The organism is Pigmentiphaga sp. CHJ604, assembly GCF_036972535.1.
GTDB classification, from domain to species: domain Bacteria; phylum Pseudomonadota; class Gammaproteobacteria; order Burkholderiales; family Burkholderiaceae_B; genus Pigmentiphaga; species Pigmentiphaga daeguensis.
Genome location: NZ_CP136998.1, coordinates 4,947,984 through 4,963,369, shown reverse-complemented (window position 1 = coordinate 4,963,369; position 15,386 = coordinate 4,947,984). Strand labels below are relative to the sequence as shown.

The following is a 15,386-nucleotide window of genomic DNA, read 5'->3' as shown; positions in this document are numbered from 1 at the left end:
GATGGGAAACGGCGATCCGTTGCATAGGTTCCTTCATGTTAGTCATCCATGGCGCTACGCGCCACCGGACTCGGCGAACGGGCGTGTGCGACCGCCCTCCGCGGGGCGGCAGCGCGCAGAAGGGCGCCTCATCCGAGGAGGGTGGGGCCCGGCGCCAGGTCCTCCGGGGTGTCGACGTCGCGCACGCAGCCCGGGTCGTCCACGGCCAGGGGGGTGACCTGGCCGGAGATCAGGGCACGAGCGCCTTCGTCGCCTTGTAATTGCGACAGCGCCGCGGCCCAGTCCGGTCCAAACAGGACCGGGTGGCCGCGCATCTGGCGATAGGTGGGCGCGAGCACCGCGCGTTCGCGCCGGGACGGGGGCAGGGCCAGCCAGGCGTCGCGCAGCGCCGCCACGGTATCGGCGTGCACCCACGGCATGTCGGCGGGCATGATGCACCAGGCGGGCGCCTCGTTGCCGGCAGCGTGTTCGCGCGACGACAGCCATGAGACGGCCTGCGCCAGCGTGCCGCCCATGCCTTCGGCCGAGTGGTCGCACACGATGACCTCGCATCCGGCCTGCCGCAGCGCATCGCCCACCAAGGGCGCCGCCGGCGAAACGGCCGCCGCCACCCGGGGCAGCGCCCCGCGCAGGGCCTGGGCCGCCGCGGCGCAGACCGGCCGGCCGTCGACACGGGCCAGCAGCTTGTTCGCGCTGCCGTCCGCCGAAAAGCGGGATCCCCGGCCCGCGGCCAGCAGCAGTCCGATGATGCTGCGGCCGCCGCTTGCTCCTGCAGCCATGTCCTTTCCTTGAAATATGGAACCGAAGATGGTGCGCCATGGCGGGGTGAAACTCAAGCCGCCGGCCGCAGCGGGTGCGGGGTATGCTTGAGGCGACACCGGTGCGCCCGGTACATATATAGGAAGGAGTGTGGTCGTGAGCGAAGCTCTGGTTTTGGTCGAGAATCGTGGCCGGGTCGGCCTGCTGACCCTGAATCGCCCCAAGGCGCTCAATGCGCTGAACGATGCGCTGATGGACGAACTGGGGGCGGCGCTGCTGGCCTTCGACGCCGATCCCGGCATCGGCGCCATGGTCATCACCGGCAGCGAAAAAGCCTTTGCCGCGGGCGCGGACATCGGCGCGATGAAGGACCTCTCCTATATGGAGGCCTACGCTTCGGATTTCATCACCCGCAATTGGGAGACCCTGCGCCGCATCCGCAAGCCCGTGATCGCGGCGGTGGCCGGCTATGCGCTGGGCGGCGGCTGCGAACTGGCCATGATGTGCGACATCCTGGTGGCGGCCGAGACGGCGCGCTTCGGGCAGCCCGAGATCAAGCTGGGCATCATTCCCGGCGCCGGCGGCACCCAGCGCCTGCCGCGCGCGGTGGGCAAGGCCAAGGCCATGGACCTGGTATTGACCGGCCGCCTGATGGACGCGGCCGAGGCCGAGCGCGCGGGCCTGGTGTCGCGCGTGGTGCCGGCCGACAAGCTGCTGGACGAGGCCATCGAGATGGCCACCGTCATTGCGTCCATGTCGCTGCCCTCGGTCATGATGGCCAAGGAAGCGGTGAACCGTGCCTTCGAGACGCCCCTGGCAGAAGGCATGCAATTCGAGCGCCGCCTGTTCCACTCGCTGTTCGGTACGCAAGACCAGAAGGAAGGTATGGAAGCCTTCATTGCCAAGCGTCCGCCGTCGTTCCAGCACAAGTAGCAGGCCTGGTGGCTGAGGCGAAGAAAGACGGCAAAAAAATTTTTCGTCTACGCCAAGTGGCGATACAGCGCGCTTTGCGCGCTGTATCAGGGCCTGAAAAGGCCCGATTCCGGTCACGAAACTGACAAGAAAGCCTGGATCGATTTGCGTGCCGATTTCAATGCGTGCTATAGTCTCTTTCTCGACGCAAACAACGCAACGCGAACAGCGCAGCGGGAAGTGCGAAGAGTGAGGAAGGCAGTTTCAGCGGCGGTTACGCGTTAAGCGGGCGCAGCGAATCAGCCGACCGAAAGAAGGAGCCTTGCGGCAGGGTGGTAGTGCAGCAGGGGTCTGGCGAATCGAAATTGGCAGCGCTAACGACGATTTGACAGACGTAAAAAACTTCTTCATAATCTCGTTTCTCTGCTGATGACGCAGCGCTAGCAAGACGGCGCAGCGAACGGCAAGGAAGTGAAGCAGTAGGCAGTACCGCTCTTTAACAAATAAACAGCCGATAAGTGTGGGCGCTTGGTTGGGCGCGAGACGGTTGGGTCGGGTAACCGGACCAGTCGATCGACGCAAAAGAAATCAAGTGCTCATATGAAGAAGTTTGTAGGTAAATCATTTATCTGCAATTTCTTTGAGTACGCAAGCGATCGTGCCATGGGTTTCGACCCATAGTACGAACAAATCTAGAGATTGAACTGAAGAGTTTGATCCTGGCTCAGATTGAACGCTAGCGGCATGCCTTACACATGCAAGTCGAACGGCAGCGCGGACTTCGGTCTGGCGGCGAGTGGCGAACGGGTGAGTAATGCATCGGAACGTGCCCAGTAGCGGGGGATAACTACGCGAAAGCGTAGCTAATACCGCATACGCCCTACGGGGGAAAGGGGGGGATCGCAAGACCTCTCACTATTGGAGCGGCCGATGTCGGATTAGCTAGTTGGTGGGGTAAAGGCCTACCAAGGCGACGATCCGTAGCTGGTTTGAGAGGACGACCAGCCACACTGGGACTGAGACACGGCCCAGACTCCTACGGGAGGCAGCAGTGGGGAATTTTGGACAATGGGGGCAACCCTGATCCAGCCATGCCGCGTGTGCGAAGAAGGCCTTCGGGTTGTAAAGCACTTTTGGCAGGAAAGAAACGGCGCCGGCTAATATCTGGCGTAACTGACGGTACCTGCAGAATAAGCACCGGCTAACTACGTGCCAGCAGCCGCGGTAATACGTAGGGTGCAAGCGTTAATCGGAATTACTGGGCGTAAAGCGTGCGCAGGCGGTTCGGAAAGAAAGATGTGAAATCCCAGGGCTCAACCTTGGAACTGCATTTTTAACTCCCGAACTAGAGTGTGTCAGAGGGGGGTGGAATTCCACGTGTAGCAGTGAAATGCGTAGATATGTGGAGGAACACCGATGGCGAAGGCAGCCCCCTGGGATAACACTGACGCTCATGCACGAAAGCGTGGGGAGCAAACAGGATTAGATACCCTGGTAGTCCACGCCCTAAACGATGTCAACTAGCTGTTGGGTTCTTCGGAGCTTGGTAGCGCAGCTAACGCGTGAAGTTGACCGCCTGGGGAGTACGGTCGCAAGATTAAAACTCAAAGGAATTGACGGGGACCCGCACAAGCGGTGGATGATGTGGATTAATTCGATGCAACGCGAAAAACCTTACCTACCCTTGACATGTCTGGAATCCCGAAGAGATTTGGGAGTGCTCGAAAGAGAACCGGAACACAGGTGCTGCATGGCCGTCGTCAGCTCGTGTCGTGAGATGTTGGGTTAAGTCCCGCAACGAGCGCAACCCTTGTCATTAGTTGCTACGAAAGGGCACTCTAATGAGACTGCCGGTGACAAACCGGAGGAAGGTGGGGATGACGTCAGGTCCTCATGGCCCTTATGGGTAGGGCTTCACACGTCATACAATGGTCGGGACAGAGGGCAGCCAACCCGCGAGGGGGAGCCAATCCCAGAAACCCGATCGTAGTCCGGATTGCAGTCTGCAACTCGACTGCATGAAGTCGGAATCGCTAGTAATCGCGGATCAGCATGTCGCGGTGAATACGTTCCCGGGTCTTGTACACACCGCCCGTCACACCATGGGAGTGGGTTCTACCAGAAGTAGGTAGCCTAACCGCAAGGAGGGCGCTTACCACGGTAGGGTTCATGACTGGGGTGAAGTCGTAACAAGGTAGCCGTATCGGAAGGTGCGGCTGGATCACCTCCTTTCAGCGCGTAAAGCGCTTGATCAAGTGTCCACTCTTATCGGTTGTTCGTTAAGCTGGATCGGTGAGGAAAAGGGGCAAGCGCAAGATGCTTGACGTTCCTTGGCCTGGGATGCAGATCCGAAGAATATGGGTCTGTAGCTCAGTCGGTTAGAGCACCGTCTTGATAAGGCGGGGGTCGTTGGTTCGAATCCAACCAGACCCACCAGTATGCAGAAGCGCGAGTTTCTGTGGGGGTTTAGCTCAGCTGGGAGAGCACCTGCTTTGCAAGCAGGGGGTCGTCGGTTCGATCCCGTCAACCTCCACCATTTTCGGTGGGAATTCCTCGGATCACCAGAATTCAGGTTTAAGCGCAGCGTGCTGTGCTTAAAGCTGGGCTTTGGCTCGGTGTAGTACGATTTGGCTGTTCTTTAACAATTTGGAAGAAGCAACAACAGTAATGTTGTTCGACACGCTGGTGAAGAGCCAGTGGAGTATTGTCGGACAACGGGTTGTGATTGCATATATCAGTTCCAGAATGCTCATGTTCTGGAACGGCACAAACGCTAGAGTAAACCAGCCTATAGCCGCTACGGTTATAGGATCAAGCGACTAAGTGCATGTGGTGGATGCCTTGGCGATCACAGGCGATGAAGGACGTAGTAGCCTGCGATAAGCTGCGGGGAGCTGGCAAACAAGCTTTGATCCGCAGATTTCCGAATGGGGAAACCCACCGCTTCGGCGGTATCGTTAACTGAATCCATAGGTTAACGAGGCGAACCGGGTGAACTGAAACATCTCAGTAACTCGAGGAAAAGAAATCAACCGAGATTCCGAAAGTAGTGGCGAGCGAAATCGGAAGAGCCTGTACGAGTTAGCTTCGGTGATAGAAGAACGGTCTGGAAAGTCCGGCCATAGCAGGTGATAGCCCTGTATTCGAAATCTCTGAAGTGGGACTAGGCGTACGATAAGTAGGGCGGGACACGTGTAATCCTGTCTGAAGATGGGGGGACCATCCTCCAAGGCTAAATACTCGTGATCGACCGATAGTGAACCAGTACCGTGAGGGAAAGGCGAAAAGAACCCCGGAAGGGGAGTGAAATAGATCCTGAAACCGCATGCATACAAACAGTCGGAGCCTCCTTGTGGGGTGACGGCGTACCTTTTGTATAATGGGTCAGCGACTTACATTCAGTGGCAAGCTTAACCGAATAGGGGAGGCGTAGCGAAAGCGAGTCCGAACAGGGCGTTCAGTCGCTGGGTGTAGACCCGAAACCAGACGATCTATCCATGGCCAGGTTGAAGGCACGGTAACACGTGCTGGAGGACCGAACCCACTAGTGTTGAAAAACTAGGGGATGAGCTGTGGATAGGGGTGAAAGGCTAAACAAGTCTGGAAATAGCTGGTTCTCCCCGAAAACTATTTAGGTAGTGCCTCGAGTATTACTCCAGGGGGTAGAGCACTGTTATGGCTAGGGGGTCATGGCGACTTACCAAACCATTGCAAACTCCGAATACCTGGAAGTACAGCTCGGGAGACAGAGCACCGGGTGCTAACGTCCGGACTCAAGAGGGAAACAACCCAGACCGCCAGCTAAGGTCCCCAAATATCGCTAAGTGGGAAACGAAGTGGGAAGGCATAGACAGTCAGGAAGTTGGCTTAGAAGCAGCCATCCTTTAAAGAAAGCGTAATAGCTCACTGATCGAGTCGTCCTGCGCGGAAGATGTAACGGGGCTAAGCGATATACCGAAGCTGCGGATGCACAGTTTACTGTGCGTGGTAGGGGAGCGTTCTGTAAGCCTGCGAAGGTGGCTTGTAAAGGCTGCTGGAGGTATCAGAAGTGCGAATGCTGACATGAGTAGCGATAAAGAGGGTGAAAGGCCCTCTCGCCGTAAGTCCAAGGTTTCCTACGCAACGTTCATCGGCGTAGGGTGAGTCGGCCCCTAAGGCGAGGCAGAGATGCGTAGCTGATGGGAAGCTGGTTAATATTCCAGCACCGTCGTTTAATGCGATGGGGGGACGGATCGCGGAATGTCATCGGGGTGTTGGAAGTCCCCGTTGCTGCATCGAAGAAGGCACTTAGGCAAATCCGGGTGCGTAATTCAAGGGTGTGGCACGAGCGAACTTGTTCGCGAAGTGATTGGAAGTGGTCCCAGGAAAAGCCTCTAAGCTTCAGTTAAACGAGACCGTACCGCAAACCGACACAGGTGGACGGGATGAATATTCTAAGGCGCTTGAGAGAACTCAGGAGAAGGAACTCGGCAAATTGATACCGTAACTTCGGGAGAAGGTATGCCCTGGTAGCGTGAGGCGCCTGCGCGCTGAGCGTGAAAGGGTCGCAGAGAATCGGTGGCTGCGACTGTTTAATAAAAACACAGCACTCTGCAAACACGAAAGTGGACGTATAGGGTGTGACGCCTGCCCGGTGCCGGAAGGTTAAGTGATGGGGTGCAAGCTCTTGATCGAAGCCCCGGTAAACGGCGGCCGTAACTATAACGGTCCTAAGGTAGCGAAATTCCTTGTCGGGTAAGTTCCGACCTGCACGAATGGCGTAACGATGGCCACACTGTCTCCTCCTGAGACTCAGCGAAGTTGAAATGTTTGTGATGATGCAATCTACCCGCGGCTAGACGGAAAGACCCCATGAACCTTTACTGTAGCTTTGCATTGGACTGTGAACCGGTCTGTGTAGGATAGGTGGGAGGCGTTGAAACCGAGTCGCTAGATTCGGTGGAGCCGTCCTTGAAATACCACCCTGATTTGTTTGCGGTTCTAACCTTGGCCCGTTATCCGGGTCGGGGACAGTGCATGGTGGGCAGTTTGACTGGGGCGGTCTCCTCCTAAAGGGTAACGGAGGAGTTCGAAGGTACGCTAGGTACGGTCGGAAATCGTGCTGATAGTGCAATGGCATAAGCGTGCTTAACTGTGAGACTGACAAGTCGAACAGGTGCGAAAGCAGGACATAGTGATCCGGTGGTTCTGTATGGAAGGGCCATCGCTCAACGGATAAAAGGTACTCTGGGGATAACAGGCTGATACCGCCCAAGAGTTCATATCGACGGCGGTGTTTGGCACCTCGATGTCGGCTCATCTCATCCTGGGGCTGTAGCCGGTCCCAAGGGTATGGCTGTTCGCCATTTAAAGAGGTACGTGAGCTGGGTTTAAAACGTCGTGAGACAGTTTGGTCCCTATCTGCCGTGGGCGCTGGAGATTTGACGGAGCCTGTTCCTAGTACGAGAGGACCGGAATGGACGTACCGCTGGTGTACCGGTTGTCATGCCAATGGCATTGCCGGGTAGCTATGTACGGAAGAGATAACCGCTGAAGGCATCTAAGCGGGAAACTCGTCTGAAGATAAGATCTCCCGGGGGCTTGACCCCCCTGAAGGGCCGTTCGAGACCAGGACGTTGATAGGTCGGGTGTGGAAGCGCAGTAATGCGTTGAGCTAACCGATACTAATTGCCCGTGCGGCTTGATCCTATAACCCTGGCGGTTGTAGCGTGTGCCGCAGTCACACACCAGGTAGCCTCGCTACCAACACTGTTGTGCTTCTTCCAATTGGGCAGGTTGTTCGAGCCTGCGACGCAGCAACCCTGCGCGCGATCAACACCCCGCCAACAAGTTAAAGCCTGACGACCATAGCAAGGTGGTCCCACTCCTTCCCATCCCGAACAGGACAGTGAAACGCCTTTGCGCCGATGATAGTGGACGGACGTCTGTGAAAGTAGGTCATCGTCAGGCTACCCTCCCTCAAAACCCCCGACCGGGAAGCCGGCCGGGGGTTTTGTCTTTTCACGGCCGCGCATTCTGCGGGAAGCCTTTCCCTACCTCTTGTTTCCTGTAATTCCGTATCCTGTGGCGCCGCAGGGGAACGGCCGCGCCTTTTTCCCGGTCAAGCAAGGATCGCGGACAAGGAGAACGACATGAGATCAGTGCGATGGATGGCGGGATGGACCCTGGCTCTGGGCATGACAGTGGCCTTCGCGTCGGTGGCGCAGCCTGTGCGACCGGGAAAGGATGTACCGATGGCCCGTGCGGCCCTGCCCGCCGGTGTGACGTTGTCCACCTGGGCCGAGGGCCTGGAGCATCCATGGGGCTTGGCGCTGCTGCCCCAAGGTGGCGCGTTGGTGACCGAGCGGCCCGGGCGCTTGCGCGTGGTTTCCGGGCAGGGGCAGCTCTCGGCGCCGGTGGCGGGCGTGCCCCGGGTGGATGCCCGGGGCCAGGGCGGCTTGCTGGACGTCGTGCTACATCCGGATTTCGCACGCAACGGCCTGGTGTACCTGAGCTATGCGGAGGCGGGCGATGGAGGCAACAGCACCGCGGTGGCTCGCGGCAAGCTGGTGCAGGACGGCGGCCAGTGGCGTTTCGCCGATTCCCAGGTGGTCTTCCGCCAGGCTCCGAAGTTCGCCAGCACATTGCATTTCGGATCACGCCTGGTCTTTGCGCGCGACGGCAAGCTGTTCATCACGCTGGGTGAACGCTCCAGCCGCCAGACCCGGCCGGACGCGCAGGGCTTGAACACGCATCACGGCAAGGTCGTCCGTATCAACGATGATGGCAGCGTGCCGCGCGACAACCCCTTCGTCGGCGACAAGGGCGCCCTGCCCGAGATCTGGTCCCAGGGCCATCGCAATCCCCAGGGGGCGGCGTTGAATCCGCGCACCGGTGAACTATGGGTGGTCGAGCACGGCCCCCAGGGGGGCGATGAGCTGAATGTCGTGCGGGCTGGCAAGAACTACGGCTGGCCTTTGTACACGTATGGCGAAGAATATGGCGGCGGAAGGATCGGGCAGGAGGCTTCACCGCCGGGCTTCGAGCCGCCCTTGTACAGCTGGGTGCCGTCGGTGTCCCCGAGCGGGCTGGCATTCTATACGAGCCAGGCCATTCCCTCGTGGACCGGCAGCCTGTTCACCGGGGCGTTGAGCGGCCAGGCGCTGATACGGCTGCAACTGGACGGCGAAAAAGTCGTGCGCGAGGAACGCCTGCTGACCGATCTGGGCAGCCGGATCCGCGATGTCGTGATGGGACCGTCGGGAGAACTGTACCTGCTGACCGATGCCAGGCAGGGGAAGATACTGGTCCTGCGCGGCGCGGGCGCCGCAGGCTCGTAGGCCGGGCAAGACCTGCAGGGCGCCCGGACCGCGTTGGCCGGGCGCCGGCGGGAGCCCCGCGAGCCGGGGCGGCCTGCTTATTTCAGGTGCGCGTTGACGATCTTGGTCAGCTCGAACATGTCGACGCTGGGCTTGCCGAACAGCTCCTTGAGCTTGGCATCGCCGTTGATGTTGCGCTTGGCCTTGGGATCCTGCAGCTTGTGCTTCTTGATGTATTCCCAGATCTTGCGCGTGACTTCGGTGCGCGGCAGCGGGGCCGGGCCGATGATGGCGGCCAGCGTGGCGCTGGGGGTCATGGGCTTGAGGAAGGCGGCGTTGACCTTGCGGGGAGCCTTGGTCGCGGCCTTCTTGGCCGGAGCGGCCTTCTTGGCTGCCGGGGCTTTCTTAGCCGGAGCGGCTTTCTTGGCGGGCGCGGCTTTCTTCGCGGGCGCCTTCTTGGCTGTGGCCATGCTGTACTCCTAAAAAGGGGTTCAATCGTCAGATCGTTGGCAGGGCCACACCGCAGTGCGCGAGAGGCAGACTCCAGAACTGCGGAATAACCCCGCGAGCGCAGCATATCGCCTTGCTGGGCAAAGCCACAACAAAATTCCAACAGAAACGGCGTTTCCCCGGGGTTTTAGACGGGGATGCAACGCTTGGGGGGCCGCTATGGCCGGTAGAATGGTCACATTGCCGTCTACACCCAGTCGGGATGCGCCCGCCGATGTTTGCATTTGTTCCGTTTCGTATCCGGTCGTCCGCCTTGTCGCTGGCCTTCGCGGCGCTGCTCGCGGGCTGTGCCGGCCCCACTTCCGAGCGGGTGGACCCGGCGGAACCGATCGACGGCGCCGCGGCATTGATGCTGTCCCAATCGCCTTCGGCCGTGGGCGAAGCCCCGGCGGGATGGCGGCCCTGGATCATCCGGTCCGACAAGACCAGGACCCGCTACCAGCTCGCGCGCGCCAGCGTGGGCGGGCACGAGCGTCCGGTGTTGCATGCCGTGGCGGAGTCCGCCGCGAGCGGGATGTGGGTGCCGGTGAACCTGCCCGCCGCGCAGGCTCCGTATGTGCGCTGGTCCTGGCGCACCGATGCGATGATCGACCGGGCCGACAGTTCCCGCCCCGAGACCGAGGACGCTCCAGCCCGCCTGGTGCTGGCCTTCGACGGCGACTGGCGCAAGCTGCCCCTGCGGGACCAGATGCTGGCCGATACCGCGCGCATGCTGCTGGGGCGCGAGATGCCCTACGCCACCCTGATCTACACCTGGGACTCCGCCAAGCCGGTGGGCGCCAGCCTGGCCAATGCCCATACGTCCCGCATCCGCCTGAAGGTGGTCGAGTCCGGCCCGGAGCGAACGGGACGCTGGCTGGACTACGAGCGCAACTATGTGCAGGACTACATCGAGTTGTTCGGAGAGGAGCCCGGCACGCTGATCGGCGTCGGGGTCATGACCGATACGGACAATACCCGGAGCTACGCCGAGAGCTGGTATGGCGACATTCAGCTTTTGACACCAAGTCGTACCGCGCTGGGGGAACTCCCGGACGGACCGGTTATCGATTGACATTCGGGCCGCCGAGCGGCCGCAGGACCGGAGAGCAGGAATGGATGCTGGGGTGGCGTTGCGTTCGCCGCTGGAAGCCATACGCAAGTTTCACGATGATCTGACGCTGCTGCGGCGCGACCTGCACGCGCATCCCGAGCTAGGATTCGAAGAGGTGCGCACCTCGGGCATCGTTGCCAAGGCGCTGGAGCTGCTGGGCGTGGAGGTGCACCGGAACATAGGCAAGACCGGGCTGGTCGGGATCATCCACGGCCGGCGCTGCGACAGCGGCCGCATGATCGGCCTGCGGGCCGACATGGACGCGCTGCCGATGGCCGAGGACAACGCCTTCGCGCACCGTTCCAGCAAGCCAGGCCTGATGCATGGCTGCGGTCACGATGGCCACACCACCATCCTGCTGGGGGCGGCGCGCTATCTGTCCAGGACGCGCAACTTCGACGGCACCGCGGTGCTGATTTTCCAGCCGGCCGAGGAAGGGCTGGGCGGGGCCCGCGCGATGATGGACGACGGGTTGTTCGACACCTATCCTTGTAACGAAATCTACGCCCTCCACAACTGGCCGGGCCTGCCGGCCGGCAAGGTCGGCATCAATCCCGGGCCGATGATGGCCGCTTCCGACCGCTTCGAGATCGTCATCGAGGGCAAGGGCGGCCATGGCGCGCACCCCTACCAGACGATCGATCCGGTGGTGGTGGCGGGGCAGATCATCACCGCGACGCAGTCCATCGTCTCGCGCAACGTCAATCCGCTGGATTCCGCGGTGGTGTCCATCTGTTCGGTGCAGGCCGGCAACCCCGGCGCGATGAGCGTGATTCCGCGCGAGGCCCGCCTGGTGGGCACGGTGAGGACCTTCCGCCGCACGGTGCAGGAGATGGTCGAGACGCGGCTGCGGGACCTGTCGTCGTCGATCGCCGCCGCCTTCGGGGCGACGGCCACGCTCAAGTACGACCGCATCTATCCGGCCACCATCAACACGCCGCGGGAGGCCAATTTCGTGGCCGACGTGGCGACCGCGATGCTGGGCAAGGAAAACGTCATCCGCGACCTGACGCCGTCGATGGGCGCCGAGGATTTCTCGTTCATGCTGCAAGGGCGGCCGGGCGCCTATTTCCGGCTGGGACAGGGCGGCGCGGAACAGGGCTGCTTCCTGCACAGCAGCAACTACGATTTCAACGACGCGGTGATCCCCCTGGGCGCGGGCATCATGGCTTCGCTGGTCGAACGCAGCATGCCGGTCGTGGATTGAGCCTGCCCCAAAGGGGGCGGGTTTGCACCAGCCTTGCCACCAATTGCTTTAGGAATAAAATTTGTAGACCTAAAGTAAAAAAAGGGGGATGGCATGGCGAACGAACAGCGCGCGGCGGCGCACGCCGCAGGCGGCGGCCTGGACCGGCGGGATTTCCTGCGCGGTGCGATGGCGGCGGCGGTGGCCGGGACCGGTGCCGCCCTGTCGAGCCACGCACGGGCCCAGGCCCAGCCTGAAGGCGCGCGGACGCCGGGCCGGGAGTTCCTGATTTCCGGCGGCCATGTGCTGTCGATGGACCGGAACGTGGGCGACCTGCCCGAAGGCGACGTCCACGTACGCGACGGCACCATCGTCGCGGTGGGCCGCAAGCTGTCCGCGCCCGGCGTGCAGGTCATCGACGCGCGCGGGATGATCGTCATGCCCGGCTTCGTCGATGCCCATTCCCATCTCTGGAATGCCTTCCTGCGGGGCTCGGTGCGGGGCGACGATCCCCTGCGCGGCTATTTCCCCACGACGAATCGAGCCGCGCCGCTGTGCACGCCGGACGATGCCTTCCATTCGGTCCGGTTCGGGCTGATGCAGGAACTGCTCTCGGGCGTGACCTGCCTGAACAATTTTTCGCACAACACGCGCTCGGTCGCGCATGCCGATGCCGAGATCCGCGCGGCGCTGGACGTTGGGGCGCGCACCCGCTTCTCGTACGGCACGCCCGGCCGGGGCGAGCGCCTGGACCTGGCCGGCGTCAAGGCGACGCTGGCGAAGTGGGGCCGGGCGGATCCGCGGCTGAGGCTGGGCGTCAACCTGCAGCTGCCGACGCCGGCCGTACTGAAGGCCGGCGGCAGCGACGAGACCTTCGTCGGCGAGGTGCGGGCGTCGAGGGAACTGGGGCTGCCGATCTCGCTGCACTATGGCGACACGGCGCACGGGCTCGTGGGGCTGATGGATCGAAGCAACCTGCTGGGGCCGGACATCCTGATGATCCACACCCAGGGGTTTACCGCCGCCGAGCGTGAACTGATGGTGAAAAAGCAGGTGCAGTTCAGCATGTCGCCGGCTATCGAGATCCCGTACTCGACGGTGCGCAACGGCTACATCCAGTTCGCGGAGCTGGAGGCGCTGGGGGCCAGCCTGAGCCTGTCGGTCGACGCGTCCAGCGCGCTGGCGACGGGGGATTTCTTCACGGTCATGCGGGCGCTGCTTTGGGCCCACAAGCAGCGCGCCGACGTCGACCGCAAGCTCGAACCGCGCCGCATCGTCGAGATCGCGACGCTGGGCGGCGCCAAGGTGCTCGGCATGGACGACATCATCGGATCGCTGTCGGCCGGCAAGCAGGCCGACATCATCCTGGTCCGCAAGCGCGACATCAACATGGCGCCGGTGATCGACCCGTATTACTCGCTGGTCTATTCGGGCATGCCCGCCAACGTCGATACGGTAATGGTCGGCGGACGCGTGTTGCTGCAGGGAGGGCGGCACGCGACGCTGGACGTCCAGGAAGTCGCGGACCTGGCCGCGCGGGCCGGGAGCAAGATGCACGAGCGGCTCGAGGGCATCATCTCGAACAGCAAGGAAAACCTGGGCGACCTGAACCGGAAAGGATGAGCGGCGGCGGGCGCGGGCGCGGAAGTTGGCGCCGGGCCGGATTCGGGCCGTAAAATGAGGGCTACCGGGCCGGCGCGGGTGCGGCGTACCTGCCCGCGCCGGCCGATCCTTCGAGACGCCCCTTGGCCGCATCCATGACCATTTCCACGCTTACCATCACCCGCCCCGACGATTGGCACCTGCACCTGCGCGACGGCGAGGCGCTCGAAGCCGTCGCCGCCCACTCCGCACGCCAGTTCGCCCGGGCCATCATCATGCCCAACCTGAAGCCGCCGGTCACCACGACGGCCCAGGCGCTGGCGTATCGGGACCGCATCCTGGCCGCGCTCGGCAAGAGCGGCATCGGGCCGGAAGCGTTCACGCCGCTGATGACGCTGTACCTGACCGACAATACGGCGCCCGAGGAAATCCGGCGCGCCCGCGAGTCGGGCGCAATCCACGCCGTCAAGCTGTATCCGGCCGGGGCGACGACCAACTCGGATGCCGGCGTGACGGACCTGCTGGGCCGTTGCGCCAAGGTGCTCGAGACCATGGAGGAGGTTGGCATGCCGCTGCTGACCCATGGCGAGGCCACCGATCCCGCCATCGACGTGTTCGACCGCGAGCAGGTCTTCATCGACCGGGTCATGATTCCCCTGCGCCGCGCCTTCCCGGCCCTGAAGGTGGTGTTCGAGCACATCACCACCGCCGATGCCGCGCAGTACGTGCGCGATGCCGAGGGGCCGATCGCGGCCACCCTCACGCCCCAGCACCTGCTGTACAACCGCAATGCCTTGTTCCAGGGCGGCATGCGTCCGCACTGGTATTGCCTGCCGGTGCTCAAGCGCGAGACGCATCGCCAGGCCCTGGTGGAAGTCGCCACCAGCGGCAACCCGCGCTTCTTCCTGGGCACCGACAGCGCGCCGCATGCGCGCGGCCTGAAGGAACACGCCTGCGGCTGCGCGGGATGCTTCACGGGGCTGCACGCCATGGAGCTGTACGCCAAGGCCTTCGACGACGCCGGCAAGCTGGACGCGCTGGAAGGTTTCGCCAGTTTCCACGGCCCCGATTTCTATGGCCTGCCGCGCAATACCGGCAAGCTCACGCTGGTGCGCGAGCCCTTCCGGATTCCCGACGAACTGTCGTTCGGCCAACAGACCATCGTGCCGCTGGCCAGCGGGGAGACCTTGCCGTGGCGGGTCTCGATCTGACCCACATCGACTGGGGCCAGCCCTGGTTCGCCGGCGTCGCCCACAAGGGCGAACTGCTGGCGTCCGCGGGCGAGGAGCCCCTGTGCGACAGCCTGAACCGGCTGCTGACGGCGGGCGAGGGTGGCCACGGCGCGCGCGGACGCATGCGGGTGGCCTCGGGCAAGCCGCTGGTCTTCGTGCCACAGGCCGACTTGCCGGAAGGCCGGGCCTACGAGGCGCACATCCACCAGACCGGCCGTGTGCCGACCCGCGACAACCTGCACGATCTCTTCAACGGGCTGGTGTGGTTCGCCTTCCCGCAGACCAAGGCACGGCTGAACGCGATGCAGGCACGCGCGCTGAAGAAAGCGCCGGCGGCCGAGGGGCGGGGCTCCTTGCGCGACGCCGTGACCATCTTCGACGAGAACGGGCTGGTGCTGGCCTGCTCCAGCGACGAGCTGGCCCAGGCCCTGCGCCGTTTCGACTGGCGTAAGCTGTTCGTCGAACGCCGCACCGCCACGCTGATGCAGACCGAACCCTGGGCGATCGGCCACGGATTGCTGGAAAAGCTGGTGCGGCCCTACAAGGCCATCACCGCCCACACGCTGATCGTGCCGGTCGACGACTCGTATTTCCGCGCTTCGCCCCAGCAGCGGCGGACCACCGTCGACCGGCTGGTGGCCGACTGGCTGGACAACTGGCCCTTCTTCACCGCGCGCGACCTCTGCCCGCTGCCGGTGCTGGGCCTGCCCGGCTGGTGGCCCGACAACACGACGCCGGGGTTCTACGACGATCCCGAGGTTTTCCGCCCCGGCCGCACCCGTCAGCGGTAAAAT

The 15,386-nt window shown here is 62.5% G+C and carries 9 protein-coding genes, 2 tRNA genes and 3 rRNA genes; 12 read left to right on the top strand and 2 right to left on the bottom strand.

The window, feature by feature from the left end; translation table 11 throughout:
• Positions 1–128 precede the first annotated feature (128 nt).
• Positions 129–779 carry a nucleotidyltransferase family protein gene (locus R4823_RS23795; protein ID WP_338616279.1) on the bottom strand — a complete coding sequence of 217 codons (651 nt, stop codon included), beginning with the start codon at positions 777–779 and terminating at the stop codon, positions 129–131.
• 136 nt (positions 780–915) lie between these two features.
• Between R4823_RS23795 and R4823_RS23790 the strand changes: the two genes are divergently transcribed.
• The 7 genes from R4823_RS23790 (at position 916) to R4823_RS23760 (ending at position 8,990) form a co-directional block, all read left to right on the top strand.
• Positions 916–1,692 carry an enoyl-CoA hydratase gene (locus R4823_RS23790; protein WP_338616277.1) on the top strand — a complete coding sequence of 259 codons (777 nt, stop codon included), beginning with the start codon at positions 916–918 and terminating at the stop codon, positions 1,690–1,692.
• Between the two features lie 680 nt (positions 1,693–2,372).
• A 16S ribosomal RNA gene (locus R4823_RS23785) occupies positions 2,373–3,903 on the top strand.
• A 127-nt stretch (positions 3,904–4,030) separates the two neighbouring features.
• Positions 4,031–4,107: transfer RNA gene (locus R4823_RS23780), tRNA-Ile, on the top strand.
• Between the two features lie 24 nt (positions 4,108–4,131).
• Positions 4,132–4,207 (top strand) — tRNA-Ala (locus tag R4823_RS23775).
• Between the two features lie 273 nt (positions 4,208–4,480).
• Positions 4,481–7,359: ribosomal RNA gene (locus R4823_RS23770) — 23S ribosomal RNA — on the top strand.
• A 148-nt stretch (positions 7,360–7,507) separates the two neighbouring features.
• Positions 7,508–7,620, top strand: a 5S ribosomal RNA gene (rrf, locus tag R4823_RS23765).
• Together the 16S, 23S and 5S rRNA genes with 2 tRNA genes alongside form the textbook arrangement of a ribosomal RNA operon.
• A 284-nt stretch (positions 7,621–7,904) precedes the next feature.
• Entirely contained in the window at positions 7,905–8,990 is a 1,086-nt protein-coding gene (locus tag R4823_RS23760; RefSeq protein WP_254914717.1) for a PQQ-dependent sugar dehydrogenase, read from the top strand.
• A gap of 77 nt (positions 8,991–9,067) precedes the next feature.
• Here the strand turns inward: R4823_RS23760 and R4823_RS23755 are convergent, their stop codons facing one another.
• Complete coding sequence (locus tag R4823_RS23755; RefSeq protein ID WP_087841749.1) at positions 9,068–9,439, bottom strand: SWIB/MDM2 domain-containing protein; 372 nt, start codon at positions 9,437–9,439, stop codon at positions 9,068–9,070.
• Between the two features lie 254 nt (positions 9,440–9,693).
• Here R4823_RS23755 and R4823_RS23750 point away from each other — a divergent pair, with 254 nt between their 5' ends.
• The 5 genes from R4823_RS23750 (at position 9,694) to R4823_RS23730 (ending at position 15,383) form a co-directional block, all read left to right on the top strand.
• On the top strand, positions 9,694–10,533 hold the full coding sequence (locus R4823_RS23750; protein ID WP_165963321.1) for a DUF3047 domain-containing protein: 840 nt from the start codon (positions 9,694–9,696) through the stop codon (positions 10,531–10,533).
• 52 nt (positions 10,534–10,585) lie between these two features.
• Complete coding sequence (locus R4823_RS23745; protein ID WP_087841770.1) at positions 10,586–11,779, top strand: M20 aminoacylase family protein; 1,194 nt, start codon at positions 10,586–10,588, stop codon at positions 11,777–11,779.
• 93 nt (positions 11,780–11,872) lie between these two features.
• Entirely contained in the window at positions 11,873–13,381 is a 1,509-nt protein-coding gene (locus R4823_RS23740) for an amidohydrolase family protein (RefSeq protein ID WP_338616275.1), read from the top strand.
• A gap of 134 nt (positions 13,382–13,515) precedes the next feature.
• Positions 13,516–14,571 carry a dihydroorotase gene (gene pyrC, locus R4823_RS23735; RefSeq protein ID WP_132980571.1) on the top strand — a complete coding sequence of 352 codons (1,056 nt, stop codon included), beginning with the start codon at positions 13,516–13,518 and terminating at the stop codon, positions 14,569–14,571.
• Positions 14,553–15,383 carry a DUF3025 domain-containing protein gene (locus R4823_RS23730; protein ID WP_132980535.1) on the top strand — a complete coding sequence of 277 codons (831 nt, stop codon included), beginning with the start codon at positions 14,553–14,555 and terminating at the stop codon, positions 15,381–15,383. The genes pyrC and R4823_RS23730 overlap by 19 nt, the downstream gene beginning before the upstream one ends.
• Positions 15,384–15,386: the final 3 nt, after the last annotated feature.

Bases quoted from the DNA above. Each gene is read 5' to 3' on its own strand.
- R4823_RS23795 (WP_338616279.1), bottom strand. From the start codon at position 779: ATGGCTGCAGGAGCAAGCGGCGGCCGCAGCATCATCGGACTGCTGCTG.
- R4823_RS23760 (WP_254914717.1), top strand. From the start codon at position 7,905: ATGGCCCGTGCGGCCCTGCCCGCCGGTGTGACGTTGTCCACCTGGGCC.
- R4823_RS23755 (WP_087841749.1), bottom strand. From the start codon at position 9,439: ATGGCCACAGCCAAGAAGGCGCCCGCGAAGAAAGCCGCGCCCGCCAAG.
- R4823_RS23750 (WP_165963321.1), top strand. From the start codon at position 9,694: ATGTTTGCATTTGTTCCGTTTCGTATCCGGTCGTCCGCCTTGTCGCTG.
- R4823_RS23740 (WP_338616275.1), top strand. From the start codon at position 11,873: ATGGCGAACGAACAGCGCGCGGCGGCGCACGCCGCAGGCGGCGGCCTG.
- pyrC (WP_132980571.1), top strand. From the start codon at position 13,516: ATGACCATTTCCACGCTTACCATCACCCGCCCCGACGATTGGCACCTG.